The 26,478-nt window shown below is 72.9% G+C and carries 28 protein-coding genes; 5 read left to right on the forward strand and 23 right to left on the reverse strand.

Annotated features, from left to right (window positions below; all coding sequences use genetic code 11):
• Positions 1-17: 17 nt before the first annotated feature.
• The 6 genes from gltB to trpC form a co-directional block, all read right to left on the reverse strand.
• Entirely contained in the window at positions 18-4,577 is a 4,560-nt protein-coding gene (gene gltB / locus VGD85_RS01430; RefSeq protein WP_331061667.1) for a glutamate synthase large subunit, read from the reverse strand.
• Between the two features lie 130 nt (positions 4,578-4,707).
• The gene (lgt, locus tag VGD85_RS01435) at positions 4,708-5,697 is read right to left on the reverse strand and encodes a prolipoprotein diacylglyceryl transferase (protein ID WP_331061668.1); all 990 of its coding nucleotides are present in this window, start codon (positions 5,695-5,697) and stop codon (positions 4,708-4,710) included.
• Positions 5,694-6,329 carry an SCO family protein gene (locus VGD85_RS01440; protein WP_331061669.1) on the reverse strand — a complete coding sequence of 212 codons (636 nt, stop codon included), beginning with the start codon at positions 6,327-6,329 and terminating at the stop codon, positions 5,694-5,696. The genes lgt and VGD85_RS01440 overlap by 4 nt, the downstream gene beginning before the upstream one ends.
• Positions 6,322-7,158 (reverse strand): tryptophan synthase subunit alpha, encoded by an 837-nt coding sequence (gene trpA / locus VGD85_RS01445; RefSeq protein WP_331061670.1) that lies wholly within the window; start codon positions 7,156-7,158, stop codon positions 6,322-6,324. The genes VGD85_RS01440 and trpA overlap by 8 nt, the downstream gene beginning before the upstream one ends.
• Positions 7,155-8,408, reverse strand: a complete 1,254-nt coding sequence (gene trpB, locus VGD85_RS01450) for a tryptophan synthase subunit beta (protein WP_331061671.1) — start codon at positions 8,406-8,408, stop codon at positions 7,155-7,157. The genes trpA and trpB overlap by 4 nt, the downstream gene beginning before the upstream one ends.
• Positions 8,405-9,187 carry an indole-3-glycerol phosphate synthase TrpC gene (trpC, locus tag VGD85_RS01455; protein ID WP_331061672.1) on the reverse strand — a complete coding sequence of 261 codons (783 nt, stop codon included), beginning with the start codon at positions 9,185-9,187 and terminating at the stop codon, positions 8,405-8,407. The genes trpB and trpC overlap by 4 nt, the downstream gene beginning before the upstream one ends.
• 258 nt (positions 9,188-9,445) lie before the next feature.
• Between trpC and VGD85_RS01460 the strand changes: the two genes are divergently transcribed.
• Positions 9,446-9,754: a DUF4190 domain-containing protein gene (locus VGD85_RS01460; protein WP_331061673.1), complete on the forward strand. Its 309-nt coding sequence runs from the start codon at positions 9,446-9,448 to the stop codon at positions 9,752-9,754.
• A 66-nt stretch (positions 9,755-9,820) separates the two neighbouring features.
• Here VGD85_RS01460 and VGD85_RS01465 read toward each other — a convergent pair whose 3' ends face one another.
• The 6 genes from VGD85_RS01465 to VGD85_RS01490 form a co-directional block, all read right to left on the reverse strand.
• On the reverse strand, positions 9,821-10,267 hold the full coding sequence (locus VGD85_RS01465) for a DUF2752 domain-containing protein (RefSeq protein WP_331061674.1): 447 nt from the start codon (positions 10,265-10,267) through the stop codon (positions 9,821-9,823).
• Between the two features lie 13 nt (positions 10,268-10,280).
• Positions 10,281-10,481 carry an HGxxPAAW family protein gene (locus VGD85_RS01470; protein ID WP_331061675.1) on the reverse strand — a complete coding sequence of 67 codons (201 nt, stop codon included), beginning with the start codon at positions 10,479-10,481 and terminating at the stop codon, positions 10,281-10,283.
• Positions 10,482-10,560: 79 nt separating this feature from the next.
• Entirely contained in the window at positions 10,561-11,154 is a 594-nt protein-coding gene (locus VGD85_RS01475) for a Trp biosynthesis-associated membrane protein (RefSeq protein ID WP_331061676.1), read from the reverse strand.
• A complete protein-coding gene (hisI, locus tag VGD85_RS01480) occupies positions 11,147-11,497 on the reverse strand; it encodes a phosphoribosyl-AMP cyclohydrolase (protein WP_331061677.1) in 351 nt (116 codons plus the stop codon). The genes VGD85_RS01475 and hisI overlap by 8 nt, the downstream gene beginning before the upstream one ends.
• Entirely contained in the window at positions 11,494-13,302 is a 1,809-nt protein-coding gene (locus VGD85_RS01485) for an ABC transporter ATP-binding protein (RefSeq protein ID WP_331061678.1), read from the reverse strand. Before VGD85_RS01485 ends, hisI begins: the two co-directional genes overlap by 4 nt.
• On the reverse strand, positions 13,299-15,119 hold the full coding sequence (locus tag VGD85_RS01490) for an ABC transporter ATP-binding protein (protein WP_331061679.1): 1,821 nt from the start codon (positions 15,117-15,119) through the stop codon (positions 13,299-13,301). The genes VGD85_RS01485 and VGD85_RS01490 overlap by 4 nt, the downstream gene beginning before the upstream one ends.
• Before the next feature lie 103 nt (positions 15,120-15,222).
• Here VGD85_RS01490 and VGD85_RS01495 point away from each other — a divergent pair, with 103 nt between their 5' ends.
• Both VGD85_RS01495 and VGD85_RS01500 read left to right on the forward strand, forming a co-directional pair.
• Positions 15,223-15,855: a TIGR03085 family metal-binding protein gene (locus tag VGD85_RS01495; protein WP_331061680.1), complete on the forward strand. Its 633-nt coding sequence runs from the start codon at positions 15,223-15,225 to the stop codon at positions 15,853-15,855.
• A gap of 59 nt (positions 15,856-15,914) precedes the next feature.
• Positions 15,915-16,085 carry a hypothetical protein gene (locus VGD85_RS01500; RefSeq protein WP_331061681.1) on the forward strand — a complete coding sequence of 57 codons (171 nt, stop codon included), beginning with the start codon at positions 15,915-15,917 and terminating at the stop codon, positions 16,083-16,085.
• Here the strand turns inward: VGD85_RS01500 and VGD85_RS01505 are convergent.
• The 10 genes from VGD85_RS01505 to hisD all read right to left on the reverse strand — a co-directional run bounded on the left by VGD85_RS01505 (position 16,069) and on the right by hisD (position 23,673).
• On the reverse strand, positions 16,069-16,416 hold the full coding sequence (locus VGD85_RS01505; protein ID WP_331061682.1) for an HNH endonuclease: 348 nt from the start codon (positions 16,414-16,416) through the stop codon (positions 16,069-16,071). The genes VGD85_RS01500 and VGD85_RS01505 overlap by 17 nt on opposite strands.
• Before the next feature lie 9 nt (positions 16,417-16,425).
• A complete protein-coding gene (locus VGD85_RS01510; protein WP_331061683.1) occupies positions 16,426-17,094 on the reverse strand; it encodes a phosphatase PAP2 family protein in 669 nt (222 codons plus the stop codon).
• A gap of 76 nt (positions 17,095-17,170) precedes the next feature.
• Positions 17,171-17,734, reverse strand: coding sequence for a GNAT family N-acetyltransferase (locus VGD85_RS01515; protein WP_331061684.1), 564 nt, complete (start codon positions 17,732-17,734; stop codon positions 17,171-17,173).
• Between the two features lie 461 nt (positions 17,735-18,195).
• Complete coding sequence (hisF, locus tag VGD85_RS01520) at positions 18,196-18,957, reverse strand: imidazole glycerol phosphate synthase subunit HisF (protein WP_331061685.1); 762 nt, start codon at positions 18,955-18,957, stop codon at positions 18,196-18,198.
• Positions 18,954-19,688, reverse strand: a complete 735-nt coding sequence (priA, locus tag VGD85_RS01525; protein WP_331061686.1) for a bifunctional 1-(5-phosphoribosyl)-5-((5-phosphoribosylamino)methylideneamino)imidazole-4-carboxamide isomerase/phosphoribosylanthranilate isomerase PriA — start codon at positions 19,686-19,688, stop codon at positions 18,954-18,956. The genes hisF and priA overlap by 4 nt, the downstream gene beginning before the upstream one ends.
• Before the next feature lie 8 nt (positions 19,689-19,696).
• Positions 19,697-20,026, reverse strand: coding sequence for a hypothetical protein (locus VGD85_RS01530; RefSeq protein ID WP_331061687.1), 330 nt, complete (start codon positions 20,024-20,026; stop codon positions 19,697-19,699).
• Positions 20,023-20,661 (reverse strand): imidazole glycerol phosphate synthase subunit HisH, encoded by a 639-nt coding sequence (hisH, locus tag VGD85_RS01535; RefSeq protein WP_331061695.1) that lies wholly within the window; start codon positions 20,659-20,661, stop codon positions 20,023-20,025. The genes VGD85_RS01530 and hisH overlap by 4 nt, the downstream gene beginning before the upstream one ends.
• Positions 20,658-21,275, reverse strand: a complete 618-nt coding sequence (gene hisB / locus VGD85_RS01540) for an imidazoleglycerol-phosphate dehydratase HisB (RefSeq protein ID WP_331061688.1) — start codon at positions 21,273-21,275, stop codon at positions 20,658-20,660. The genes hisH and hisB overlap by 4 nt, the downstream gene beginning before the upstream one ends.
• The gene (locus VGD85_RS01545; protein WP_331061689.1) at positions 21,272-22,366 is read right to left on the reverse strand and encodes a histidinol-phosphate transaminase; all 1,095 of its coding nucleotides are present in this window, start codon (positions 22,364-22,366) and stop codon (positions 21,272-21,274) included. The genes hisB and VGD85_RS01545 overlap by 4 nt, the downstream gene beginning before the upstream one ends.
• Positions 22,363-23,673 carry a histidinol dehydrogenase gene (gene hisD / locus VGD85_RS01550; RefSeq protein ID WP_331061690.1) on the reverse strand — a complete coding sequence of 437 codons (1,311 nt, stop codon included), beginning with the start codon at positions 23,671-23,673 and terminating at the stop codon, positions 22,363-22,365. The genes VGD85_RS01545 and hisD overlap by 4 nt, the downstream gene beginning before the upstream one ends.
• An 89-nt stretch (positions 23,674-23,762) precedes the next feature.
• Here hisD and VGD85_RS01555 point away from each other — a divergent pair, with 89 nt between their 5' ends.
• Complete coding sequence (locus tag VGD85_RS01555) at positions 23,763-24,428, forward strand: LON peptidase substrate-binding domain-containing protein (protein WP_331061691.1); 666 nt, start codon at positions 23,763-23,765, stop codon at positions 24,426-24,428.
• Positions 24,428-24,916 (forward strand): Cys-tRNA(Pro) deacylase, encoded by a 489-nt coding sequence (ybaK, locus tag VGD85_RS01560; protein ID WP_331061692.1) that lies wholly within the window; start codon positions 24,428-24,430, stop codon positions 24,914-24,916. The genes VGD85_RS01555 and ybaK overlap by 1 nt, the downstream gene beginning before the upstream one ends.
• A 33-nt stretch (positions 24,917-24,949) precedes the next feature.
• On the opposite strand, the gene VGD85_RS01565 is transcribed toward ybaK, so the two are convergent.
• A partial coding sequence (locus tag VGD85_RS01565; protein ID WP_331061693.1) for a DUF3352 domain-containing protein occupies positions 24,950-26,478 on the reverse strand: 1,529 nt, incomplete at its 5' end.

Here is a 26,478-nt window from a genome sequence, read left to right on the forward strand (position 1 = left end):
CCATTCCTTCGCTCCGCTCATCCATGGAGTGCCTCCATCATCGCGTGGGCGGTCTCGTTCTCGTCCAGGCCGTCGGCCTCGGCCTTGGCCTTGGCCTCGAGCGACTTGCGGTAGTCGGTCGGCATGATCTCGGTGAAGCGCGTCAGCGCGGTCTCCCAGTCGGCCAGCAGCTCCTCGGCGACCGTGGACCCGGTCTCCTCGAGGTGGCTGCGCACCATCTCCTCGAGCTCGGCCGCGGCCGTGCCGCTGACCGGGCCGAGCTCGACGAGCTCGGTGTTGACCCGGCCGGGCTTCAGGTCCAGCACCCAGGCCACGCCACCGGACATGCCGGCGGCGAAGTTGCGCCCGGTCCGGCCCAGGACGGCCACCCGGCCGCCGGTCATGTACTCGCAGCCGTGGTCGCCCACACCCTCGGTGACGACCCAGGCGCCGGAGTTGCGCACGCAGCAGCGCTCCCCCACGCCGCCGCGGACGAAGATCTCACCCGAGGTGGCGCCGTAGGCGATGACGTTGCCGGCGATGATCTGCTCGTTGGCCGCGAACGTCGCCGCCCGGTCGGGCCGCACGACGATCCGGCCGCCGGAGAGGCCCTTGCCGACGTAGTCGTTGGCGTCGCCCTCCAGCCGCAGGGTCATCCCCTTCGGCACGAACGCTCCGAAGGACTGGCCGGCCGAGCCCACGAACGTCATGTCGATCGTGCCGTCGGGCAGCCCCGCGCCGGCGTAGCGCTTGGTCACCTCGTGGCCGAGGATCGTGCCGACCGTGCGGTTGACGTTGCGGATGGCGACCTGGGCGCGCACCGGCTCACCCGACTCCAGCGCCGGTCGGGCCAGCGGCAGCAGCTCGGTGACGTCGAGGGACTTCTCCAGCCCGTGGTCCTGCCGCTTGGTGCAGAACAGGTCCTGGTCGGGGAAGGCCGAGCGATCGGGCTGGTGCAGGATCGGCGACAGGTCGAGGCCCGAGGCCTTCCAGTGGTCGACCGCGTCGGCGACGTCGAGCGCGTCCACCTGGCCGATCGCCTCGTCCAGGGTGCGGAACCCGAGCTCGGCGAGCAGCTCGCGGACCTCCTGCGCGACGTACTCGAAGAAGTTCACGACGTACTCGGCCTTGCCGCTGAACCGGTCGCGGAGGACCGGGTTCTGCGTGGCCACGCCAACCGGGCAGGTGTCGAGGTGGCAGACCCGCATCATGATGCAGCCCGAGACGACCAGCGGCGCCGACGCGAAGCCGTACTCCTCCGCCCCGAGCAGCGCCGCGACGACGACGTCGCGCCCCGTCTTGAGCTGGCCGTCGGTCTGCACGACGATCCGGTCGCGCAGGCCGTTGAGCAGCAGCGTCTGCTGGGTCTCGGCGAGACCGAGCTCCCAGGGGCCGCCCGCGTGCTTGAGCGAGGTCAGCGGCGCCGCTCCGGTGCCACCGTCGTGCCCGGAGATCAGCACCACGTCGGCGTGGGCCTTGGAGACGCCCGCCGCGACCGTCCCGACGCCGACCTCGGAGACCAGCTTCACGTGGACGCGGGCCTCGGGGTTGGCGTTCTTGAGGTCGTGGATCAGCTGCGCGAGATCCTCGATCGAGTAGATGTCGTGGTGCGGCGGCGGGCTGATGAGACCCACGCCCGGGGTGGAGTGCCGGGTCTTGGCCACCCAGGGGTAGACCTTGTTGCCGGGCAGCTGGCCGCCCTCGCCGGGCTTGGCGCCCTGCGCCATCTTGATCTGGATGTCGTCGGAGTTCGTGAGGTACTCCGCGGTCACGCCGAAGCGGCCGGACGCGACCTGCTTGATCGCGCTGCGCCGCTCGGGGTCGTAGAGCCGCTCGGGGTCCTCACCGCCCTCGCCGGTGTTGGACTTGGCGCCCAGCCGGTTCATCGCGATCGCGAGCGTCTCGTGGGCCTCCTGCGAGATCGACCCGTAGGACATCGCGCCGGTCGAGAACCGCTTGACGATCGCGGAGACCGGCTCGACCTCCTCGATCGGGACCGGCTGCCGCCCGGTCGCGGCGGCGTCCTTGAAGCGGAACAGCCCGCGCAGGGTCATCAGCCGCCGGGACTGCTCGTCGACGCGCGCGGAGTACTGCTTGAACACGTCGTAGCGGCCGGTCCGCGTGGAGTGCTGCAGGCGGAAGACGGTCTCGGGGTCGAACAGGTGCGGCTCGCCCTCGCGGCGCCACTGGTACTCGCCGCCGATCGGCAGCTCGCGGTGGGCCGGCGCGATGCCGGCGCGGGGGTACGCCGTCGCGTGCCGCTGGGCCACCTCCTCCGCGATCGTGTCGAGGTCGATGCCGCCCAGCTTGGAGACCGTGCCGGTGAAGTACCTGTCCACGACCGCCTGGGAGAGCCCGAGCGCCTCGAAGATCTGCGCGCCGGTGTAGGACGCGACCGTCGAGACGCCCATCTTGGACATCACCTTGAGCACGCCCTTGCCGAGCGCCTTGACCAGGTTGGCGACCGCCTTCTCGGGCTCGGTCTTGACGTAGTAGCCCTCCCGAGCCAGGTCCTCGACGGACTCCATGGCGAGGTAGGGGTTGACCGCGGCCGCGCCGTAGCCGACCAGCAGCGCGACGTGGTGGACCTCGCGCACGTCACCGGCCTCGACCAGCAGGCCGACCTGGGTGCGGGTCTTCTCCCGGACCAGGTGGTGGTGCACGGCGCCGGTGAGCAGCAGCGACGGGATCGGCGCGAGCTCGGCGGTGGAGTGCCGGTCGGAGAGCACGATGATGCGGGCGCCGTCCGCGATCGCCGCCGACACCTCCGCGCAGATCTCGTCGATGCGCTGCGCCATCGCGGCGCCGCCGCCCTCGACCGGGTAGAGGCCCCGCGCGACGTGGGTGATGAACCCCGGCATGTCACCGTCACGGTTGATGTGCCGGATCTTGGCCAGGTCGTCGTTGGAGATCACCGGGAACGGCAGCTGCACCATCCGGCAGGACGCCGGGGCGGGCTGGAGCAGGTTGGACTCGGGGCCGATGGTGCCCGCCAGCGACGTGACGAGCTCCTCGCGGATCGCGTCCAGCGGTGGGTTGGTGACCTGGGCGAACAGCTGGCTGAAGTAGTCGAACAGCAGCCGGGGCTTCTCGCTCAGGGCCGCGATCGGGGTGTCGGTGCCCATCGAGCCCAGCGGCTCGCCCCCGGTGTTCGCCATCGGGGTGAGCAGGATCCGCAGCTCCTCCTCGGTGTAGCCGAACACCTGCTGGCGCCGGGTGACCGAGGCGTGGGTGTGCACGACGTGCTCGCGCTCGGGGATGTCGTCGAGGTGGATCAGGCCGGCGTGCAGCCACTCGTCGTACGGGTGCTCCGCGGCGAGCTCGGCCTTGACCTCCTCGTCCTCGATGATGCGGTGCTCGTCGGTGTCGACGAGGAACATCCGGCCCGGCTGGAGCCGGCCCTTGCGGACCACCTTCGCGGGGTCGATGTCGAGCACGCCGACCTCGGAGGCCAGCACGACGAGGCCGTCGTCGGTGACCCAGTAGCGCGAGGGTCGCAGCCCGTTGCGGTCCAGCACCGCGCCGATCTGGGAGCCGTCGGTGAACACGACGCACGCGGGGCCGTCCCACGGCTCCATCAGCGCGGAGTGGAACTTGTAGAACGCGCGGCGCTTCTCGTCCATCTCGGCGTGGTTCTCCCACGCCTCGGGGATCATCATCAGCACGGCGTGCGGGAGCGAGCGGCCGCCCATGTGCAACAGCTCGAGGACCTCGTCGAACGACGCGGAGTCCGAGGCCCCCGGGGTGCAGATCGGGTAGAGCCGCTCCAGGTCCCCGGGGATCAGGTCGGAGGCCAGCAGCGCCTCGCGGGCGCGCATCCAGTTGCGGTTGCCCATGACCGTGTTGATCTCGCCGTTGTGGGCGATGAAGCGGAACGGGTGGGACAGCGGCCAGCTCGGGAACGTGTTGGTCGAGAACCGCGAGTGGACGACCGCCATCGCGGACGTCATCCGCTCGTCGCGCAGGTCGGGGTAGACCTCGTCGAGCTGGGCCGGGGTCAGCATGCCCTTGTAGACCAGCGTGCGCGAGGAGAGCGAGGGGAAGTAGGCCTCGGTCTCGTGCTCGGCGCGCTTGCGCAGGCAGAAGGCGAGCCGCTCCAGCGCCATCCCGGTGACCCGCGACCCGGCGCCCGCGACGAAGATCTGGGCGAACGACGGCATCACCGCGCGCGCGGTGGCGCCCAGCGAGGCGGGGTCGACGGGCACCTCGCGCCACCCGAGGACGCTCAGGCCCTCCTCGGCGGCGATCTCCTCGATCCGCTGGCGGGTCTTCGCGGCCTCCTCGGCCTCGCCGGGCAGGAACGCGGTGCCGACGGCGTAGGCGTGTGGCGGCGGGAGCTCGAAGCCGGCCTCCGCGGTGACCGCGCGCAGGAACGCGTCGGGGACCTGGATCAAGATGCCGGCGCCGTCGCCGGAGTTGACCTCCGCGCCGGCGGCGCCACGGTGGTCGAGGTTGAGCAGGGCCTGGATGCCCTGCTCGATGATCTGGTGGCTGGCGACGCCGGTCAGGGTCGCGACGAACGCCACGCCACAGGCGTCGTGCTCGTGGCGAGGGTCGTAGAGCCCCTGGGGCGGCGGGAATGCGTGCGAGTAGGGCACCGGGCATTCTCCCGTCGTCTTCTGCCGCTGCCGCGCCCCACGACGTTGTCGGGGCGGGCGCCGGCGGATCAGCTGTGCAGTGGAGGCCGAACGGCCGAGGTGCAGGGGACGACGTTGGCCCTAGCGGAGGTCAGAGATTACCACCCGGTGACCCCGGTGGTTCGTCCTCGCCGCGGGCGCGGACTCCCCCGTCGGGCGAGACTACGCCGTGCGGCGTGTCCTCGTACACCGGGTTGTCTGGGTCGCGGTCGGCGGCGGCCGCGAGCGCCGCGGGCGTGTAGACCTCCTCCTCGCGGCCCGGCCGCAGCCGGAGGCTCACCACGAAGGCGACCGCGGCCACCACGAACAGCACGATCGAGGTCCAGACGTTGAAGCGCAGGCCCCCGACGTCGGAGAGCTCGACGGCGTCGATGCGCAGCATCTCGATCCAGCCCCGGCCCAGCGTGTAGGCCATCACATAGAGCGCGAGGACCCGGCCGTGGCCCAGGCGGAACCTGCGGTCGGCCCAGAGCACGAACGCGAAGGCCGCGAGGTTCCAGGTGAACTCGTAGAGGAACGTGGGATGGAACGTCGGGTCGTCGAGGTAGCCCGCCGGGCGGTGGTCGGCGTCGATCTCCAGGCCCCAAGGGAGGTCGGTGGGCTTGCCGAACAGCTCCTGGTTGAACCAGTTGCCCCAGCGGCCGAGTGCTTGGGCGACGAGCACGCCCGGGGCCAGCGCGTCGAGCACCGGGAGCATCCGGATGCCCTTGCGGCGCGCGCCGAGGTAGACGCCGAGCGCGCCGAACGCGACCGCGCCCCACACGCCCAGGCCGCCCTTCCAGACGTAGAGGGCCTCGATCGGCTGCCGGCCGGCCCCGAAGTAGAGGTCGTGGTCGGTGAGCACGTGATAGACCCGGCCGCCGACCAGGCCGAACGGCACCGCCCACAGGGCGAGGTCCTGGACCTCTCCGGCGCGGCCACCGCGCGCCACCCAGCGCCGCTCGCCGATCCAGATCGCGGCGACGATGCCGAGGATGATCGACAGGGCGTAGCCGCGGATCGGCACCGGGCCGAGGTACCAGACGCCGTTGGACGGGCTCGGGATCGACCAGACGCTCAGCTGGGTGATCAGGGCGGTCACCGGTCCGCCTCCTCGGCGAGCAGCGTGTGGATGTCGGCGGCGAGGTCCGCGGACGACGTGTCCTGCGTCCAGAGCATCGGGGAGGTGTCGTCCGCGGTGATCGCGGTGACCTGGGTGCTGTGGCTGTTGAGGTCCCGGCCGCCGCTGGGCAGCCGCGCACCATCGGCGACGTACACGGCCAGCGGCTTGCCGACCGCCGCGATCGTGTCCAGGTCGCCGGTGAGCCCGACGAACGACGGGTCGTAGCGGTCGAGGTAGTCGCGCAGGTGCTGCTCGGTGTCGACCTTGGGGTCGGTGGTCACGAACACCACGTCGACGTCGGCGCGGTCGGCCTCGTCCAGACGCGTGAGCGCGGAGGCGATGTTGGCCATCACGACCTGACAGATGTCCGGGCAGCTCGTGTAGCCGAAGAACACCAGCGTGAGGGGCTTGTCGGTGTCGTCGACCAGGGAGTACGGCGCGCCGTCGGTGTCCGTCAACGGCGTCGCGTCGACCTGGTAGGGATCGTGCACCTGGGCCGCGCGGTAGGCGCCGGCGCCGTCCTCCGCGGCGCTGCCGCCGCCACAGCCCGCCAGGAGCAGGGCCGCGACCAGCGCCGCCGCCGCGGACATCAGGCGGCGGGGCTCAGCCACGGCGTACCCCCGCGGCCAGGTCCTCGGTCAGTGCCCGGAGCGCGCGCAGGCCGGCCGCCCGGTCGTCGGGGTGGTCGAGCAGCGCGCGCACGAACGCCGACCCCACGATCACACCATCGGCGGCGATGCCGTCCTTGGCGGCGACCTCGGCCGCCTGGTCGCCGTTGCTGACCCCGATGCCGACGCCGACCGGGAGGTCGGTGGCCCGCTTGGTGCGGGCCACGAGCGGGCCGGCCAGGTCGCTCGTAGTCGTCCGGGCACCGGTGACGCCCATCACGGCCGTCGCGTAGACGAAGCCGCGGCAGGCCGCGGCCGTCATCGCGATCCGCTCGTCGGTCGACGACGGCGCCACGAGGAACACCTTGTCGAGGTCGCGCGCGTCGGCCGCGGCGATCCACTCCGGGGCGAAGTCCGGGGTGAGGTCGGGGGTGATCAGCCCCGCTCCCCCGGCGTTGGCCAGGTCGGTGGCGAACCGCTCCACCCCGCTGTGCCCATTGCTCCGGCGTCCGCCATAGTGCTCGACCGGGTTCCAGTAGGTCATCACCAGCGTGGGGGTGCCGGTGGCCGCGACCGCCTCGACGGTGCGGAGCACGTCGGTCGTGCGCACGCCCCGCTCGAGCGCCTGCTGCGCCGCGGCCTGGATCGTCGGCCCGTCCATGACCGGGTCGCTGTAGGGCAGCCCGATCTCGATCACGTCGCAGCCGGCGTCGACCATCGTGAGCAGCGCCTCGATGCCGCCGGGGACGTCGGGGTAGCCGGCGGGCAGGTAGCCGACGAGCGCGGCGCGGCCCTCGGCCCTCGCCTCCTCGAACGCGGTGCGGGTGCTCATCCGATCGGCTCCTCGGTGACCTCGTCCGGGTCGGCCAACCCGAAGTACTCGATCGCGGTGCCCATGTCCTTGTCGCCGCGACCGCTGAGGTTGATCAGGATGGTCTGGCCGGGGCGCTCCTCGGCCAGCCGCAGCGCGCCGGCGACCGCGTGGGCGGACTCGATCGCCGGGATGATGCCCTCGGTCCGGCTGAGCAGCGCGAGCGCCGCCATGGCCTCGTCGTCGTCGACGGGCAGGTACGTCGCCCGGCCGGTGGCGGCCAGGTGGGCGTGCTGGGGGCCGACCCCGGGGTAGTCGAGGCCCGCCGAGATCGAGTGCGACTCCAGCGTCTGGCCGTCCTCGTCCTGCAGGACGTACGTGCGCGCTCCGTGCAGCACCCCGCGATCGCCGGCGTGGATGGTCGCGGCGTGCCGTCCGGTCTCGTAGCCCTCGCCGCCCGCCTCGAAGCCGTAGATCGCGACGTCCGGGTCGTCGAGGAAGGCCGTGAACAGCCCGATGGCGTTGGAGCCGCCGCCGACGCAGGCCGCGATCGCGTCCGGGAGGACGCCGTACTGCTCGAGGCACTGGGCGCGGGCCTCGTCGCCGATGCCGCGGGTGAAGTCGCGCACCATGCTCGGGAACGGGTGCGGGCCGGCGGCCGTGCCGAAGAGGTAGGCGGTGTGGTCGACGCTGGCGACCCAGTCGCGCAGCGCCTCGTTGATGGCGTCCTTGAGCGTGGCGCTCCCGGAGTCGACCGGCACCACGGTGGCGCCGAGCAGCTTCATCCGGGCGACGTTGAGCGCCTGCCGGCGGGTGTCGACCGAGCCCATGTAGACGGTGCAGTCGAGCCCGAAGTACGCCGCGGCCGTCGCGCTCGCCACGCCGTGCTGGCCGGCGCCGGTCTCGGCGATCACCCGGGTCTTGCCCATCCGGCGGGTCAGCAGCGCCTGGCCGAGCACGTTGCGGATCTTGTGGGCGCCGGTGTGGTTGAGGTCCTCGCGCTTGAGCAGGATCCGGGCGCCGACCGAGCGGCTGAGCCGCTCGGCGTGGTAGAGCGGGCTCGGAAGGCCGCCGTACTCGCGCAGGATCGTGTCGAACTCCGCGACGAACGCGGGGTCGGCCATGGCCTCCTGCCAGGCGACGGTGAGCTCGTCGAGGGCGGCCACGAGGGCCTCGGGCATGAACCGCCCGCCGAAGCCCTGCTCCGGTCCGCCGAACCAGCCGAGGGCGTCGGCGTCGTAGGTCGTCGACCGCTCGGGATGGGTCGTCATGCCTGCACTCCTGTCATCCGGCGCACCGCCTGCTCGGGGTCGCCGTCCTTCACCAGCGCCTCGCCGACGAGCACGGCGCGCGCACCCTCGCGCACGTAGCGCGCGACGTCGTCGGGCCCGAAGATCCCCGACTCGGCGACCAGGACCCGGTCGTCCGGGATCAGCGGCGCGAGCCGACCGAACGTGTCGTCGTGGATCGCGAGCGTCTTGAGGTTGCGGGCGTTGACGCCCACCAGTTCCGCACCGAGCGCGGCGGCCCGCTCCGCCTCCTGCTCGTCGTGCACCTCGACGAGGACAGTCAGACCGAGCTGGACCGCCTCCTCGTGGAGGCGACGCAGGTCGTCGTCGCCCAGGGCCGCGACGATCAGCAGCACCAGGTCGGCGCCGGCGGCGCGGGCCTCGACCACCTGGTAGGTCGTCACGACGAAGTCCTTGCGCAGGATCGGGGTGTCGACCGCGGCCCGCACGGCGCGCAGGTCCTCGATGCTGCCGCCGAACCGTCGCTGCTCGGTGAGCACGCTGATCGCGGCCGCGCCACCGACCTCGTAGCGGCGGGCGAGCTCGGCCGGGTCGGGGATGTCGGCCAGCTCGCCCTTGCTCGGGCTGCGCCGCTTCACCTCCGCGATCACGCTCGAGCCCGGGGCCCGGAAGTGCGGCATCGGGTCGCGGGGCGGGTCGACGTCGGCGAGCGCCGCGCGCAGGTCCGCGAGGCTGGTCCGCGACTCGCGCTCGGCCAGGTCGACCCGCACGCCGGCGACGATGTCGTCGAGCACGGACATGCGGGCACTCCAGTCAACAGGTGGGGCGGTACGTCGGTGACGCGCGCCGGTGCGCGCCCGACGTGGGCACTCGAAGTCTGACACGGTCCCGGTCGAGCGCCGACCACCCCTCGGTCTGCGGACGGCAGGGTGCCGCCACGAGCACGCCGACCGGGGTAGGGTCCGGGCCATCGGCCGGCCGACGGACGGCCACGACGAAGGGTCTGCCAGCACGTGAGCTACTCAGAGCCACCTCCCCCGCCGCAGTACGGTGCGCCCGTGCCGCCGCCCCCGGGCGGGATGCCGCCGAAGACGTCGGGCAAGGCCATCGCCTCGATGGTCACCGGTCTCGTCGGCCTGTTGACGATCTGCTGCGGCTTCTTCGTGGTGACCAGCATCGTCGGCCTGGTCCTCGGCTTCCTGGCCCGCAAGGAGATCCGCGACTCGGGCGGCGAGCTCAAGGGCGACGGGATGGCGCTCACCGGCATCATCACCGGCATCATCGGCATCCTGATGGTCGTCGTCACGATCATCCTGGTCGCGACCGGCGTGATCGACGCGAACTTCGAGTACGAGAACAACACCTGATCCCCGCCGCGGCGTGCGGCTGGGAGGAGCGAAGGGTCGACCCCTCGGGGTCGACCCTTCCGCATGTCAGGGTGCCAGCCAGGATCCCGGCAGGTTGCGCGCCACCGCGAACGCCACGGCGAGCACGCACACGGTGGCGGTGCCGATCGTGACGAGGCGGGCGTCGGGCTCGCGCTCCCGTCCGGCCCAGCGGTCGAGGACCCAGCGCCCCAGCAGGAACACCAGCACCGGGAGCAGCGCGATGAACAGCAGGTTGCTCGAGGCCGCGGCACCGACGTCGCCGTTGGTCAGGTCGTTGACCGCCCGCAGGCCACCGCAGCCGGGGCACCAGAACCCGAGCGCGGCACTCGGGCAGTAGCCCCACGAGCCGCTCTGGTGCGGGTCGCGCAGGTGCAGTGCGAGCGTGGCGGCCCCCAGCGCCCCGAGCGTGATCGCCGGGGTCGCCATCCGCTGCCACCGGCTCTGCCCTGCGGCCGCCGAGGCGGTCGTCGGGGAGGGCACGGTGGCGGTCATGACGGGTCCCGGGTCAGTGTCCGGATCGGTTGAAGCCGAGCTTGGCCATCACGGCGAAGACCACGAGCGCCGCCACGTCGAGCGCCACGCCCACCCAGAAGACCGGGTAGCTGACCGGGTCGAGGAGCAGGCCCACGGCGCCCACGACGAAGCCCAGCATCGCGATCGAGACCGCCGTCCAGGCTGCGGGGGTGTTGCCGTGGTTGTCAGACATGCGGGGGCTCCTCGAGGCGGGTCCTGGCGGGCTCGGCGGTCACGCTGGCGGTGACGCTGCCGGTGACTCGGGGCACAGTCTATTCAGGCTCGGGGGCGGTCGGGTCGCGACCCTCGTCGATCGCCTTCCAGAGATCGAGGCTGGACTGGTCCTCCGGCGTCGTCACCGGCGCCGCGGCCGCACCCGGAGCGTCGTACCGACTGCCCATCTCGGGCCAGCGCGGTGCCCAGGCGACGGCCAGCGTGGTCGTGACCACCGAGAGCAACGCGCCGAGCACCGCCGCGACGGCCCACAGCGACGGCCGGGTGTCGACGCCCGCGGCGCCGAGGGCGAGGACCTCGTCCTTCAGGTGACGCGGCTCGGACACCAGCCCGGTGACCGCCGCGACGGTGGTCCCGACCGCCGCGACCACGCCGAGTCCGGCGACCGCACGGCGGACCCGGCCCCGGGTCACCAGCACGACCCCCCAGCAGGCGAGGACGACCAGGGCGAGGGAGGTCACGAGCGGCTGGTGAGCCGGGTAGTCGACCAGCTGCAGCGCCGACCGGGTGGCGCCGTCGTCGGGCGCGCCACCGACCGACGCGGCGGAGCTGTTGCCGGCGATCGCGCTCAGGCCGCCCGCGACCAGCCCGGTCAGCACGACCGGGCCGAAGGCGCGCCGCGGCTCAGGCACCGGCGGGCAGGAGCAGGTCGGCGTCGAAGCAGGTGCGGTCGCCGGTGTGGCAGGCGGCTCCCACCTGGTCGACCTTGACCAGGATCGTGTCGCCGTCGCAGTCGAGGCGGACCTCCTTGACCCACTGGACGTGTCCGGAGGTCTCCCCCTTGACCCAGTACTCCTGCCGCGAGCGGCTCCAGTACGTCGCCCGCCCGGTGCTCAGCGTGCGGGCGAGCGCCTCGTCGTCCATCCAGCCGAGCATCAGCACCTCGCCGGTGTCGTGCTGTTGCACCACGGCGGGCACCAATCCGTCCGGGTTGCGCTTGAGCCGGTCGGCGAGGGCGGGGTCCAAGGGGGTCACCGCTCGATTGTCCCTTGTTGCGCCGTCCAGCTCGCGTGCAGCCCTGCGTAGACCGAGCCCTCCTGGGCGGCGAGCACCGCGTGCGGGCCGCGCTGGACGATCCGGCCACGGTCGACGACGACGACCTCGTCGGCGCTCTCGGCGGTCGAGAGGCGGTGGGCGATCGTCACCGACGTCCGGCCGCTCATCAGCCGTTCGAGCGCGCGGCCGATCCGCATCTCCAGGGCGGGATCGACCGCGCTGGTGGCCTCGTCGAGGACCAGCAGGTCGGGATCGGCGAGCTGCGCGCGCAGCAGCGCGACCAGCTGCCGCTCCCCCGCCGAGAGCGACTCGCCCCGCTGGCCGACCCGGGTGGCGAGGCCGCGCGGGAGGCCGGCCACCCAGTCGCCGAGACCCAGCTCCGCGGCGCTGGCGAGGATCTCCTCGTCGGTGGCGTCGAGGCGGCCGTAGCGCACGTTGGCGGCGATCGTGTCGTCGAAGAGGAAGCCCTCCTGAGGGACCAGCACCACGCTGCGGCGCATCGAGGCCTGGGCGATCTCGTGGACGTCGATGCCGTCGAGCAGCACCGCACCCTCCGTGGGGTCCATCAGCCGGGTGAGCAGCTTGGCGATCGTCGACTTGCCCGACCCCGTCTCGCCGACCACCGCGACGCGGGTGCCGGCGGCGATGTGGAGGTCCACGTCGCGCAGCACGGGCGGACCGCCGGGGTAGGCGAACGTCACGTGGTCGAGGTGCACGTCGATCGGCCCCCGGGGCAGCTCGCGGCCCGCCGGGCCCGGGTCGACGAGGTCCGCGGGCGTCTCGAGGATGCCGATCACGCGGCGCCAGCCGGCGATCGCGTTCTGGGCGTCGGTGAGGATCTGGGTGCCCATCTGGACGGGGCCGACGAACAGCGTGACGAGGAAGGCGAACGCCAGCACCTTGCCGGCGGTGATGTCGGCGCCCGTGGGCAGCACCTCCAGACCGAGCCAGATGCCGACGATCAGCACGCCCGCGTTGGCGAGCCCCGCCGAGACACCGCCGAGGGAGAACGAGAACGCGGTGAAGCCCTGGGCGCGCGTGCTCGCGGCTTGGTACTCGGCGATCGCGGTGTCGATGCGGGCCTGGGTGCGGGCCTCGACGGCGTAGGACCGCACGACCGCGGCACCCACGACCGGCTCGGAGATCGCCGAGAGCATCATGCCGACCTGGCGCCGGACGGTGCCGTAGGCCGCGGAGAGCTTGCGCTGGAAGTAGCGCAGCGACAAGAACAGCGGGGCGAAGCACAGCCACACCACGAGCGCGAGCTGCCAGCTGTAGACGACCATCACGATGGTCGCGACCAGCACCTGGCCGACGCTCACCACGAACAGCAGGCCCCCGAACACCAGGAACTGGCTCACCTGGTCGACGTCGCTGGTGACCCGGGAGACGAGGGCGCCGCGGCGCTCGGTGTTCTGGGTCAGCAACGGCAGGTCGTGCACGTGACGGAACGCCTTGATGCGCAGCGTCGCGAGGCCGCGCTCGGAGGCGGTGAACAGTCGTGCGGTCATCGCGTACGACGCCCAGCTGGTCATCGCGATCGCGAGCGCGGCGGCGATGCCGGTGAGCACGGTGAACGACACGTCGGGACCGTCGGGGCCGTTGAGCCCGCGGTCGAGGGTCTGCTGGACCGCCACGGGCACCACGACCTGGCCGACCGACGCGATGATCGCGAGCAGCAGGGTGAACCCGATGCCCTCGGTGAGCTCCGGGGAGTAGTGGACGCCACGGCGCAACGTCGCGATCGCACCGATCTGCTCGCCGGAGTCGAGTGCGGTGCTCACGGTGCCTCCTCCACCAGCTCTGGGCGCTCGGGGTGCTCGGCGGCCTGCTCGTAGGCGTTGACGAGGTGGGCGTAGGACGGGCTCCGCTCCAGCAGCTCGGCATGGGTGCCGCGGTCGGCGATCCGCCCGTCGGCGAGGTGGACCACCTCGTCGGCGAGGCCGATCGTGGCCTTGCGGTAGGCGACGACGACGAGCGTGCTGCCCGTGCCGGTGCTGTCGCCGGCGCGCAGGGCCTCGAGGATCCGCGCCTCGACCTCGGGGTCGACCGCCGAGGTCGCGTCGTCGAGGACCAGCAGGCGGGGCCGGCGCACGAGGGCCCGCGCCAGCGAGATCCGCTGGCGCTGTCCCCCGGACAGCGACGTGCCCCGCTCGCCCAGCCGGGTGTCCAGTCCGTGTGGGAGCGCGGCCACGAACCCGTCGGCCTGGGCCGCCCGCAGTGCCGCCCAGACCTCCTCGTCGGTGACGTCGGCCCCGAGGGTCACGTTGCCGCGGACGGTGTCGTCGAACAAGAACGCGGTCTGGGCCACGACCGCGACGGTCTCGGCGAGCTGGCCGCGCGCCAGGTCGCGCAGGTCGGCGCCGTCGAGGAGGATGCGCCCCTCGTCGGGGTCGACGAGTCGCGCGATCAGCGAGGTCAGCGTGCTCTTGCCGGAGGCGGTGGCGCCCACGAGCGCGACGGTGCGGCCGGGCTCGACCGTGAAGGTCACGTCCTCGAGCACCGGCTGGTCGGCGTCGTAGCCGTAGGCGAGGTGCTCGAGCTCCAACCGGGCGCCCCGGTCGCCGCGGGGGGCGGGCTGGTCGCCGTACGGCATCTCGCCGGTGGCCCGCAGGACGGTGCGGACGCGGTGGTAGCCGACCACGCTGCGGGGGAACTCGCCGAGGAGCCAGCCGATCGAGCGGATCGGGAACGAGACGATCGTCAGGAGATAGGCGACCGTGACCACGTCGCCGGGGGCCGTCGATCCGCTGAGCACCCGCTCGACGCCGACGGCCAGTACGACCAGGACCCCGACGTTGGGCAGCGCCGCGAGCGTCGGGTCGAACGCGGCGCGGATGCGGCCGGCGCGGATGTTGACCTCGCGCAGCTGGTGGGCCCGGTCGGCGAACCGGGCCGTCTCCTCGCCCTCGCGGCCGAGCGTCTTGACCACCATGGCGCCGTCGAAGGACTCGTGGGCGACCTCGCTGAGTTCGGCTCGCAGCTGCTGGGCGCGCGTCATCAGCGGGGACGCGAGCCGCTGGTAGGCGAGGTTGGCGGCGATGACGGCGGGGAAGACCAGCAGGCCGACCAGCGCCATCACCACGTCGGCCACGAACATCTGGACGACCGCGATCACCATCATCGCGACCGTGCCGACCGCCATCGGCAACGGCGCGATCGGGCCCCAGGCGGCCTCGACGTCGGAGTTGGCGTTGGACAGCAGCTGACCGGTCGGGTGGCGCTGGTGCCACGCCATCGGGAGCGCGAGGTACTGGCGGGTGACGGCGCGCCGGGTGTGGGCCTGCATGCGGTACTGCATGACGCCGGCCCCGAGCCGGCGGGCCACGATGCCGACCGCGCGCAGGATCGCGACCCCGAGGAAGAGTGCGAGCACGGCGAGCAGCAGGTCGCCGCCGATCTCACCGTCCTCGAACGCCGGCAGCACGACGTGGTCGGTCGACCAGCCGAGGACCCAGGCGTCGGCGACCGTCAGCGCGCCGAACAGCACGCTGCCGAGCGTGGAGACCGCGAAGATCCACGGCTCGCGGCGGATGGCGACGGCCAGGACGGCGAACCCCTCGCGTGTGGTGCCGCGCCGGTCCGCCTGCGTGTCCGTCACCTGAGTCCCTGACCGTCTCTCTCGCGCTGTGTCGTGTCTCCTCGCGGGGCCAACCCCGCGGCCCGGACAGGCTATTCCCCGACGCCGACATAGTCTCGTGAGTATGAGCGCACCCCTCGCCCGCCGCGAACGAGACGACCTCTGCGACCTCGCGCTGACGCTGGGACCGGACGCGCCGACGCTGTGCGAGGGCTGGGACGCCCACGACCTGGTCACCCACCTGCTGGTCCGCGAGCGAGCGCCGGTCTCCTCGCTCGGCAACGTCGTCCCCGCACTCTCCGGCCTGACGGACCGGGCGATGGCCCGGGGCCGCGAGCGGAGCTTCGGCGTGCAGGTCGAGCAGCTGCGCCGGCCGTCTGCGCCGCTGCGCCTCGTGCCCGTCCTGGACCGCTTGATGAACACCTTCGAGATGGTCGTGCACCACGAGGACCTGCGCCGTGCCCAGCCGGGTTGGGAACCCCGGGCGCTGCCGGCAGCGGACGTCGAGGTCCTCTGGGCCCAGCTCGGCAAGGGTGCGGCTCTCCTGGGGCGCCGGCTGCCCGTGCCCACGGTCGTGCGCCGCACCGACACGGGGGCGACCACGACGATGCGGAAGGGCCCAGATCCGGTGGTGGTGTCCGGGCCGGTGCTCGAGCTGGTGCTGTTCCTCTTCGGCCGCGACCAGGTCCGAGACCTCACCTTCGACGGACCACCGGCGGCCGTCGAGCGGCTGCGCGGCGCCGATCTCGGGGTGTGATCGGCTAGTCTCGGGAGACGAGCCGTCTCGAGGACGGCGACGATCGGGGGTCGTAGGTCATGGTGTGGATCGTCATCGGGGTCGCCGCGCTCGCGGCGGCCGCCTGGGCCTTCTGGCCGCGGCGCCGCGGGATCGTCGACGGCGACGTCCGCGGTCTGAAGCGGCGCGGCCAGGGGAAGGTCGAGAACTACAACAACCCGAGCGGGCCGAACTTCAACGGTCGGTTCTGAGGCCCACCTCCGCCGCGATCCCGACCTGCCGGAGCAGGAACGCACCGTCGTCCCGCTTCTTGCGGCGCAGCCACGTGGTCACCTCGGTGTTGCACTTGCTGGCGTTGCACGATCGGCAGGCGGGGACGACGTTCGAGAGCGGGTAGCGGCCGCCGCGCGAGATCGGCAGCATGCAGTCCTTCTGCAACGCCGCCACCTCGCTGCCGCAGTAGGCGCATCCTCCCCAGGCCTCCAGGAGCGCGAACCACTGGGCGTCGGTCAGGTCGTGCTCGACACGCGCCATCCGGCGCTGGCGGCGGGCGTACGTCGCCGCGCGGGTGCGGGAGACCACGCCCTGAAGCTAGTGCGTCGACCGGGCGCCGACGGGATGCCGCGCCGGGTCGGCCCCGGTCGCGGTGACCGACCCGAGCACGACCTTGCTCACGACCCCCAGCCAGGCCGTCGTGTAGAGCACGCTGGCCAGCTCGTCGGTCGGGTGGTGGGCGCCCTGGTAGAGCCGGGCGAGCGCCACGGCCACCGGGACGAGCAGCAGCAGCCACGCCCACGCCCGTGCGCGGGGAACCAGCCACCGCAGCACGAGGAGGGTGCCGCCGTACACCGCGATCGCCGTGCCGAGGTGGCCCGACGGGAAGCTGTCGTCGGGGACGAGCCCGGGGTCGAGGATCCGCACCGGGGGCCGGTCCCGGCTGATCAGCATCGTCGCGATCGCGTAGAACCCACCCACCCCCGCGAGCACCAGGCCGAAGAAGACGGCCGGGCGGACCGACCGCCGCCACAGCGACAGTGCCGCGGCGACGACGACCGCCACCGCCACGCCCACGATCGTCTCGCCGAGGAACGTGCCGACGTCGGCGGCGGTGTTCAGGTCGGCGGTGCGCTCCCCGGCGAACCAGCGGACCACGTCGTCGTCCCACGGGTCGACGGTCGGCTCCAGCGGGCCGGTGAGCAGCCACCCGAGCGCGAGCACGCCCGCGAGGATCACCGCCCACGCCGTCACCACCCTCGTCACGACCGCGATCGACGAATCGTCCCTCTGCTCCCTCTCCACCCCGGGTCCGTTCCCCGGCGGGCCCGCGAACACACTCCTAGCCGACTCGAGCGCTCCCTGGGACCGGCGCCGGATCCCGGACGCCGAACCACTGCTCGGCGCCGAACTCCACGAACCGCTCGACCTCGGAGAACCCGAGCTTGGCTGCCAGCCGCATCGACGGCCCATTGGCGACCTGGGTGCAGACGACGACCCGCTCACCCGGCAGCACGTCGGCGAGCCACGCCAGCGCCGCGGAGCACGCCTCGGTCGCGTAGCCGTGCCCCCACGCCGCGGGCAGGAACAGGTAGCTGAGCTCCACCGGCCCGGCCGCCGAGGGCGGGGATCCCGGGCGTTCGGCATCGCGCCGGCCGAGCGTGACGGTCCCGATCGCCGCTCCGTCGAGCTCGACGACGAAGTAGCCGGGCCGCCGCCCGGGCACCTCCGGCACTGCGCGCTCGAGCTCGTCGCGCGCGTGGGGACCACCGAGGTAGGCGTGCACCTCGGCCGAGGCGTACAGCTCGATGACCGCCGCACGGTCGCGAGCCTCCGACTGCCGCAGCACGAGACGCTCGGTGCGGATCGGCGGGCACGGCCAGGGCACGGATCCGAGATCTCCCACGCGGGCAGCGTAATCGGCGGTCTGGAGTGAGCCCCTCAGCGGACGGGTAGCCCGCGCCGGTGAGGATGAGGCCGGCGAGTCTGCGGGTTTCACCGGTCAGCCGGTGAAACCCGCACGACACGCCGTGGGGGCCCGGCGTGTCGTGCGGGTTCCGGCTGCCAAGTGGTGCCTGTGTGACTCCTGTGATTCGCCGCGGCAGTGTGATCCGCCTCGGCAGTGTGATCCGCCTCGGCAGTGTGATCCGCCACGGCAGTGTGATCCGCCACGGCAGTGTGATCCGCCACGGCAGTGTGATCCGCCACGGCAGTGTGATCCGCCACGGCAGTGTGATCCGCCGCGGCAGCGCCACTCCCAGTCGGGCTCCTCGAGCAGGCGGTACGCGTCGTCCGGAGACCGCCGTCCCTCCGGGGTGCTCGGTCAGCGGCCATGGTCGCGACGCTGCTGGACCCACCCACGCCCGATCAGCGCACCGGGTAGCCGGCTCCCGCCAGCGAGGCCTTGACGTCGGCGATGCGCAGGGTGCCGAAGTGGAAGACCGTGGCCGCGAGCACCGCGTCCGCGCCCGCCTCGACCGCGGGCGGGAAGTGCTCGACGGCGCCCGCGCCGCCCGAGGCGATGACCGGCACGGTGACCTCGCGGCGTACGGCGCGGATCAGCTCGAGGTCGAAGCCGTCCTGGGTGCCGTCGGCGTCCATCGCGTTGAGGAGGATCTCCCCCGCGCCGAGACCCGCCGCGCGCGCGGCCCACTCGATGGCGTCCAGGCCCGCGGACCTGCGTCCCCCGTGCGTGGTCACCTCGAACCCCGACGGCGTGCCCGGCGCGCGCCGGGCGTCGACGGAGAGCACCAGGACCTGGCTGCCGAACCGGTCGGCGATCTCGGCCACGAGCTCGGGGCGGCTGATCGCGGCCGTGTTGACCGCCACCTTGTCGGCGCCGGCGCGCAGCAGCCGGTCGACGTCGGCCACCGAGGACACTCCCCCGCCGACGGTGAGCGGGATGAACACCTCCTCGGCGGTGCGGGAGACGATCTCCATCGTGGTCGCCCGCCCCTCGTGCGAGGCGGAGATGTCGAGGAACGTCAGCTCGTCGGCACCCTCCGCGTCGTAGGTGCGCGCGAGCTCGACGGGGTCGCCGGCGTCGCGGAGCTCGGTGAAGTTGATGCCCTTGACCACCCGTCCGGCGTCGACGTCCAGGCACGGGATCACCCGGACCGCGAGGGTCATCGGGAGCCCCTCGTGAGTGCGAGCGCGTCCTCGAGGGTGAACCGACCCTCGTAGAGGGCGGTGCCGGCGATCGCGCCCTCGACGCCGTCGGGGACGAGCTCCATCAGCGCGCGGATGTCGTCGAGCGTCGTCACGCCTCCGGACGCCACGACCGGGGCGGCCGTCGCGGCGCACACGTCGCGCAGCAGCTGGAGGTTCGGACCCTGCAGCATGCCGTCCTTGTTGACGTCGGTGACGACGTAGCGGGCACACCCCTCGGCGTCGAGGCGCGCGAGCGTGTCGTAGAGGTCGCCGCCCTCCTGGGTCCAGCCGCGGGCGGCGAGCGTGCGGCCGCGTACGTCGAGGCCGATCGCGACCCGGTCCCCGTGCTCGGCGATCACCCGCCGGCACCACTCCGGCTGCTCGAGCGCCGCGGTGCCGATGTTGACGCGCCGGCAACCGGTGGCCAGCGCCGCCTCGAGCGACTCGTCGTCGCGGATGCCGCCGCTCATCTCGACCTGGATGTCGAGCGCCCCGACGATCTCGGCCTGCAGCTCGCGGTTGGAGCCGCGGCCGAACGCGGCGTCGAGGTCGACCAGGTGGATCCACTCCGCGCCGGCGTCCTGCCACCGCATCGCGGCGGCCACCGGGTCGCCGTACACACGCTCGGAGCCCGCGACGCCCTGCGCGAGCTGGACGGCCCGCCCTTCGGTGATGTCGACGGCGGGGAGGAGCTGGAGGTAGTCGGTCATGGTGCCCTTCAGGTGCGTCGGAACAGCATCGTGTGGAAGACGGGGGCGGCCAGCACGCTGACCACGAACGCCGCGAGCCGGAGGTCCCACTCGCCGAAGACGATCCAGACGAGGACGTTGAGTGCGACCAACCCGGCCAGGAGTGCGCCGTTCTGTCGACGTCGCCGTTGGGCCAGCAGCCCGGCCGGCCGCTTGGGTGGCTTCGGGAGCCGCGAGGTGATGGCGCGCCTGCGCGCGTCCCGACGCTCCCGACGCTCGAGCTCCGCCGCCCGGGCGGCGGCCAGGGCGGCCGCCTCCCGCTCCCGCTCGGCACGACGCTGCGCACGCTCCTTGCTCACAGCGACGTCACCCAGTTGCGCAGCAGCGCGGCGCCGGCGTCGCCGGACTTCTCGGGGTGGAACTGCGTAGCGCTCAGCGGGCCGTTCTCGACCGCGGCCACGAACCGGTCTCCCCCGTGGTCGGCCCAGGTCACCAGCGGTGGCCGCGTACGGCCGTGGGTCTCCAGCGTCCAGTCGCGCACGCCATAGGAGTGCACGAAGTAGAAGCGCTCGTCCTCGACGCCTCGGAACAGCGTGGTCCCGTCGGCCGCCTCGACGGTGTTCCAGCCCATGTGGGGCACGACCGGCGCCTGGAGTCGCTCGACGACGCCCGGCCACTCGTCGCATCCCTCGGTCTCGACGCCGTGCTCCACGCCGCGCTCGAACAGGACCTGCATGCCCACGCAGATGCCGAGGACCGGCCGGCCGCCCGCGAGCCGGCGCCCGATCACCTCCGGACCGTGGACCGCCCGCAGTCCGGCCATGCAGGCCGCGAAAGCGCCGACCCCCGGGACCACGAGCCCGTCGGCGTCCTGGGCGCGCGCCCGGTCGGCGGTCAGCGTGACCTCGGCGCCGGCGCGCTCGAGGGCGCGCACGGCCGAGCGGAGGTTCCCCGAGCCGTAGTCGAGGACGACGACGCGGGGCCGCCCGCTCAGAGCGCGCCCTTGGTGCTCGGGATGCCGGTCTCGCGCGGGTCCAGCGCGACCGCGTCGCGGAACGCCCGGGCGAACGCCTTGAACTGGGTCTCCACGATGTGGTGCGGCTCGCGGCCGGCGAGCACCCGGACGTGCAGCGCGAAGTGGCCGTGGAACGCGATCGACTCGAAGACGTGCTGGGTCAGCGAGCCGAGGTAGGCCGGCGTCGTCCCGCCGAGCTGGACGTACTGCTGGCCCTCGGGCTCGCCGGTGTGCACGCAGTAGGGCCGCCCGGAGACGTCGACGACGGCCTGCACCAGCGCCTCGTCGAGGGGCACCGTGGCGTCGCCGAACCGGCGGATGCCCTGCTTGTCGCCGAGCGCCCGGCGCAGCGCCTGGCCGAGCGCGATCGCGGTGTCCTCGACGGTGTGGTGGGCGTCGATGTGGGTGTCGCCGTCGGTCTGGACGGTCAGGTCGACCAGCGCGTGCCGGGCGAACGCGGTCAGCATGTGGTCGTAGAAGCCGACCCCCGTCGAGATGTCGTGGCGCCCGGAGCCGTCGAGATCGACCTCGACGAGCACCTTGGACTCACTGGTCTGGCGCTCGATGCGTGCCGTCCGTGCTGCCTGGGTCATGACTGGTCCTTCCTGACCTGCGTCAGTGCGTCCTTGAATGCCTGCATCTCGGTGGCGGTCCCGATCGAGACCCGGAGCCAGCCGTCGGGGCCGACCTCGCGGATCAGCACCCCCTGGTCCAGCAGCCCCTGCCAGACAGCATGGCGGTCCTCGAAGGTCCCGAACAACACGAAGTTCGCGTCGCTGTCCGCGACCCTCATCCCCTGGTCACGCAGCCAGGCGACGCAGGCGTCGCGCTCGGCGCGCAGCTCGTCGACCTTGCCGAGCAGCTCGGGGGCGTGCCGCAGCGCCGCGAGCGCGGTGGCCTGGGTGACGGCGGAGAGGTGGTACGGCAGCCGCACGACCCGGATCGCGTCGAGGATCGCGGGGTCCGCGGCCAGGTAGCCCAGCCGCAGCCCCGCGGCCGCGAAGGCCTTGCTCATCGTGCGGGTGACGACCAGGTTGCGGTGGTCGGGCAGCAGTTCCAGCGCGCTCGGCACGCCGGCGCGGCGGAACTCGCCGTACGCCTCGTCGACGACGAGCAGCCCCTGCTCCCCCACGGCCTCGCACAGCGCGCCGACGGCGTCGGGCGGCAGTGCCGTGCCGGTGGGGTTGTTGGGGCTGGGCAGCAGCACCACGCTGGGCCGCTCCGCCCGCACGAGGGCGGCGGCGGCCTCGAGGTCGAGCGAGAAGTCCTCGGCCCGGCTGCCCTGGACCCACCGGGTGGCGGTGTCGCGGGCGTACTCCGGGTACATCGAGTACGTCGGGGCGAAGCTCAGCGCGCTGCGGCCCGGACCGCCGAACGCCTGCAGCAGCTGGAGCATCACCTCGTTGGACCCGTTGGCCGCCCAGACCTGCTCGGGCGCGATGCCGTGGGGGGTGTCCCGCGACAGGTACGCCGCGAGCGCGGTGCGCAGCTCGACGTGCTCGCGGTCGGGGTAGCGGTTGAGCCCGAGCGCGGCCGCGCGGACCGACGCGGCGATGTCGTCCGCGCAGGCCGCCGAGGGCCCGTAGGGGTTCTCGTTGGTGTTGAGCTGGACGGGCACGTCCAGCTGCGGGGCGCCGTACGGCTCGAGGCCGCGCAGCTCCTCGCGCAGAGGAGGCCAGGTCACCCTGCTGACCCCGGCCGGAACCGCACCCCGACGGCCGCGCCGTGGCCGGGCAGGTCCTCGGCCTCGGCGAGCGTGACGACGTGGCCGGCGACCGCCTCGAGGGCCGACCGGGAGTAGTCGACGACGTGGACCGACTTGGTGAACGCCCGCACCGAGAGCCCCGAGGAGTGGCAGGCGCACCCGGCGGTCGGCAGCACGTGGTTGGAGCCCGCGCAGTAGTCGCCGAGGCTGACCGGGGCGTAGGGGCCGACGAAGATCGCGCCGGCGTTGCGCACCCGAGCGGCGTAGGCGGCCGCGTCCGCGGTGTGGATCTCCAGGTGCTCGGCGGCGTAGGCGTTGACGACGTCGAGGCCCTGCTCGAGGTCGTCGACCAGCACCACGCCGGACTGCTGGCCCGTCAGGCTGGTGCGGATCCGCTCGACGTGCTTGGTGGCCGTGACCTGGGTCTCGAGCTCGGCGGCGACCGCCTCGGCGAGCCGCTCGGAGGGGGTGACCAGCACGGACGCGGCGAGCGGGTCGTGCTCGGCCTGGCTGAGCAGGTCGGCGGCGACGTACGCCGGGTCCGCGGTGTCGTCGGCCAGGATCGCGATCTCGGTCGGTCCGGCCTCGGAGTCGATGCCGATCAGTCCCTTGAGCAGGCGCTTGGCGGTGACCGTGTAGATGTTGCCGGGCCCGGTGACCAGGTCGACCTTGCGGCACGGCCCGGTGCCGTAGGCGAACATCGCGATCGCCTGGGCGCCGCCCACCGCGTAGACCTCCTCGACCCCGAGCAGCGCACACGCGGCCAGGATCGTGGGGTGCACGGCGCCGCCGAACTCGCGCTGCGGGGGGCTCGCGAGCGCGATCGACTCGACGCCCGCGGTCTGGGCCGGGACGACGTTCATCAGCACGCTGGAGACCAGCGGCGCGAGGCCGCCGGGGACGTAGAGACCCACGCGGCCGACCGGTACCTTGCGGTGCGTGACCCGTGCGCCGGGGCCGAGGTCGGTGACCGCGTCCTGCTCGAGCTCGTTGGCGCAGGTCGCGCGCAACCGGGCGATCGACTCCTCCAGGGCGGCCCGGATGTCGGGGTCGAGCCGCTCGAGCGCGGTGGTCAGCGCCTCCGGGGCGACCCGGATGTCGTCGACCGCGACACCGTCGAACCGCTCCGAGAGCTCGCGGATGGCGTCCAGCCCGCGGGTCCGGACGTCCTCGCAGATCGCATGCACCGCCGGGACCGCCGCTTCCACGTCGAAGTCGGCACGGGGCACGGCTGCGCGGTAGTCGACACCCTGGTCGGCGCCTCGCAGGTCGATGCGGCGGATCATGCCGACGATTCTACGAGCGGGGGCGGCCCGGCCCGGAACCGCGACGGTGGCTGGACGGGGAGGACCCGTGCCTCCGCTACGTTGGCAGCGTGCCCGAGACGCTGCCGATGTTCCCGCTGAACGCGGTGCTGTTCCCGGGCGTGAGCGTGCCGCTCACGGTGTTCGAGGACCGGTACCGCGCCCTCGTCCACCACCTGCTGAGGATCGAGGACCCGGCGGCGCGGGTCTTCGGGTCCGTCGCGATCCGCGAGGGCTACGAGGTCGGCGACCACGGTGCGCAGTCGCTCTACCGGGTGGGATGCCGGGTCCAGCTCACCGAGGTCGAGGCACACCACGACGGCAGCTTCGACGTGGTGGCGGTCGGCCTGGAGCGCATCCAGCTGGACCGGCTCGACACCACCGGCAGCTTCCCGGTGGGCCACGTCGTCGACCTCCCGGACCCCGAGGCGCCGGTCAGCGAGGCCGTGCTCGACCGGGCCCGGGTCGCGTTCACGGCGTACCGCGCGGCGCTCAGCGACATCCGGGCCGATCCCTACTCCGGCGCGCTTCCCCGCGACCCGACGTACCTGTCCTGGACGCTCGCGGCGGTGGCGCCGCTGCCGATGCCCGAGCGCCAGGCGCTGCTCGAGGCCGACGACGCCGAGCTCCGGCTGGTGATGGTCACCGACCTGCTGCGCGCCGAGCTGCGCGCGATGAACGTGATCCCGTCGCTGCCCGCGACCGAGGTGGCCCGGACGAGGTGGAGTCCGAACTAGTGAGCAAGAAGAAGTCGTCCGGCGGCACCCCTGCCACGGTCGCGCTGACCAAGGCCGGCATCGCCTTCACCCTGCACGAGTACGAGCACGACCCGCGCGCGACGTCGTACGGCCTCGAGGCCGCGGAGGCGCTCGGCCTGGACCCGGCGCGGGTGTTCAAGACGCTGCTGGCCGGCGTCGACGGGCGGCTCGCCGTCGGCATCGTCCCCGTCTCCGGGCAGCTCGATCTCAAGGCGCTCGCCCGGGCCCTCGGGGCGAGCAAGGCGGTCCTGGCGGACGTCGCCGCCGCCGAGCGGGCGACCGGGTACGTCGCCGGTGGCATCTCGCCGGTGGGCCAGAAGCGTGCGCACCCGACCGTGCTCGACGCCACGGCGCTCGACCACCCGAGCGTGTTCGTCTCGGCCGGCCGGCGCGGTCTCGACCTCGAGATCGCGTCCGCCGACCTGGTGGCGGTGACGGGCGCGACCGTGGCGCCGATCAGCCGGTGATCAGCCGGTGATCAGCCGGTGATCAGCCGGTGATCAGCCGGTGGTGATCCGCAGCACCAGGTGCCCGGTGTCCCCGTCCAGCCAGACGCTCGCCCCGAGTCCCTCCAGCGGCTCGAGGTTGTCCGCGACCTCCGGGTCCTCCTCGGCGACGCTGGTGAGCCAGTCGCCTGCATCGAAGTTCACGAAGACCACGGCGGCGGCGTCGTCAGCCTCCCGCACGACGTGCTCGAACACGTCGGAGTCGCCGAGGCCACCGTCGTCGAGCAGCCGTTCGCGATAGTCGGCGTCGGGCCCGATCGCCACGAGGTCGCCGTCCCGGTCGCTGCCGAGCACGGCCTCCGCGCCGCCCATCTGGGGACGCACCTTGTCGAGCACCGACTCGATCGCGTCACCGTCGCCGTGGACCTTCAGCCCGACGGGTACGCCGCTGCCGTCCTCGGAGTTCACGAACGTCTCGAGGTCGAAGTCGCTGCCCAGCGCGAGCGCCGCGGAGTCGCCCATCAGCGTCTCGGCGTCGTCGGGAAGGTCGAGTCCGGTCTGGGCCGACATCTCGTCGAGCAGCTCCGCGCTGGTCATCCCGCCCAGGCGGTCGGCTGCCTGGTCGACCATCGCGCCGAACCAGCCCTCGGCGAAGCCCATGCCGATCGCGGCCGCGGTGTCCTCCGGCAGCGTCGCGATCACGTCGCCACCCCGGTCGGCGCCGCCGAGCGCGTCCTGGGACAGGTCCGGGTCGCCCGCCACCTCGAGCTCCAGCGACCCGTCGTCGAAGCGGAGCGTCGCCGCCATCCCCTTGAAGTCCTCCAGCACCGAGGTGACCTCGTCGGAGACGGGGACGGAGGCGTAGCCGACGCACGGCGCCGAGCACTCGAGGCTCGAGCTGTACGCCGTGGCGGATCCGGTGCCGCCGGTGAGCTCGTCGAGCGGACCCGGCAGGTCGTCGAGATTGTCGGCGAGGAACTGGCCCGCCGCGGGCGCGAGGTAGACGCTGGCGATACCCGCGTCACCGGCGGCGTCGGTCCAGCTGTTGTAGTCGTCGTCCTCGGACAGCGGGGCGTCCGCGGCGTCGTCGGCCACCTGGTCGACGATCTCCTGGGTCTCGCCGAGGAGCGCCCAGCCGTCGGCGATCGACCACGCGCCGCCGTCACCGCCGCTGCACTCCTGGACCTTCGCGAACCCCTCGTCCGCAGCGTCCTCGTCGCTCACCTGGAACACGAAGACCGGCGCGGGCGTGTCGCCGCCCGTGTCGACGGCGGCGATCGCGAACCGGTCACCCAGCCAGGGCTCGACGTCCTCGGCGTAGTCGAGGTCCGTGCAGGTGCCGGTGCCCTGGATCTCCTCGAAGATCCGCTGGCGGATGTCGTCGTCGGTCTCGAGGCCGATCCGGTCCTTGAACGCCGGGAACTTCCGCAGCGTGCGCAGCGCCTCGATCTTCTGCCCACCACTCGGGTCGAGGTCGATGCTCGCGTAGGCGATCGTGCCGGCCGGCAGCGCCTCGGCGGGCTGCGGCCCGGTCGCGAAGAACGACCAGGCGGCCCAGGCGCCGGCGCCGATCGCCGCGGCCA

This window comes from Nocardioides sp. (assembly GCF_036401255.1).
Lineage (GTDB): Bacteria > Actinomycetota > Actinomycetes > Propionibacteriales > Nocardioidaceae > Nocardioides.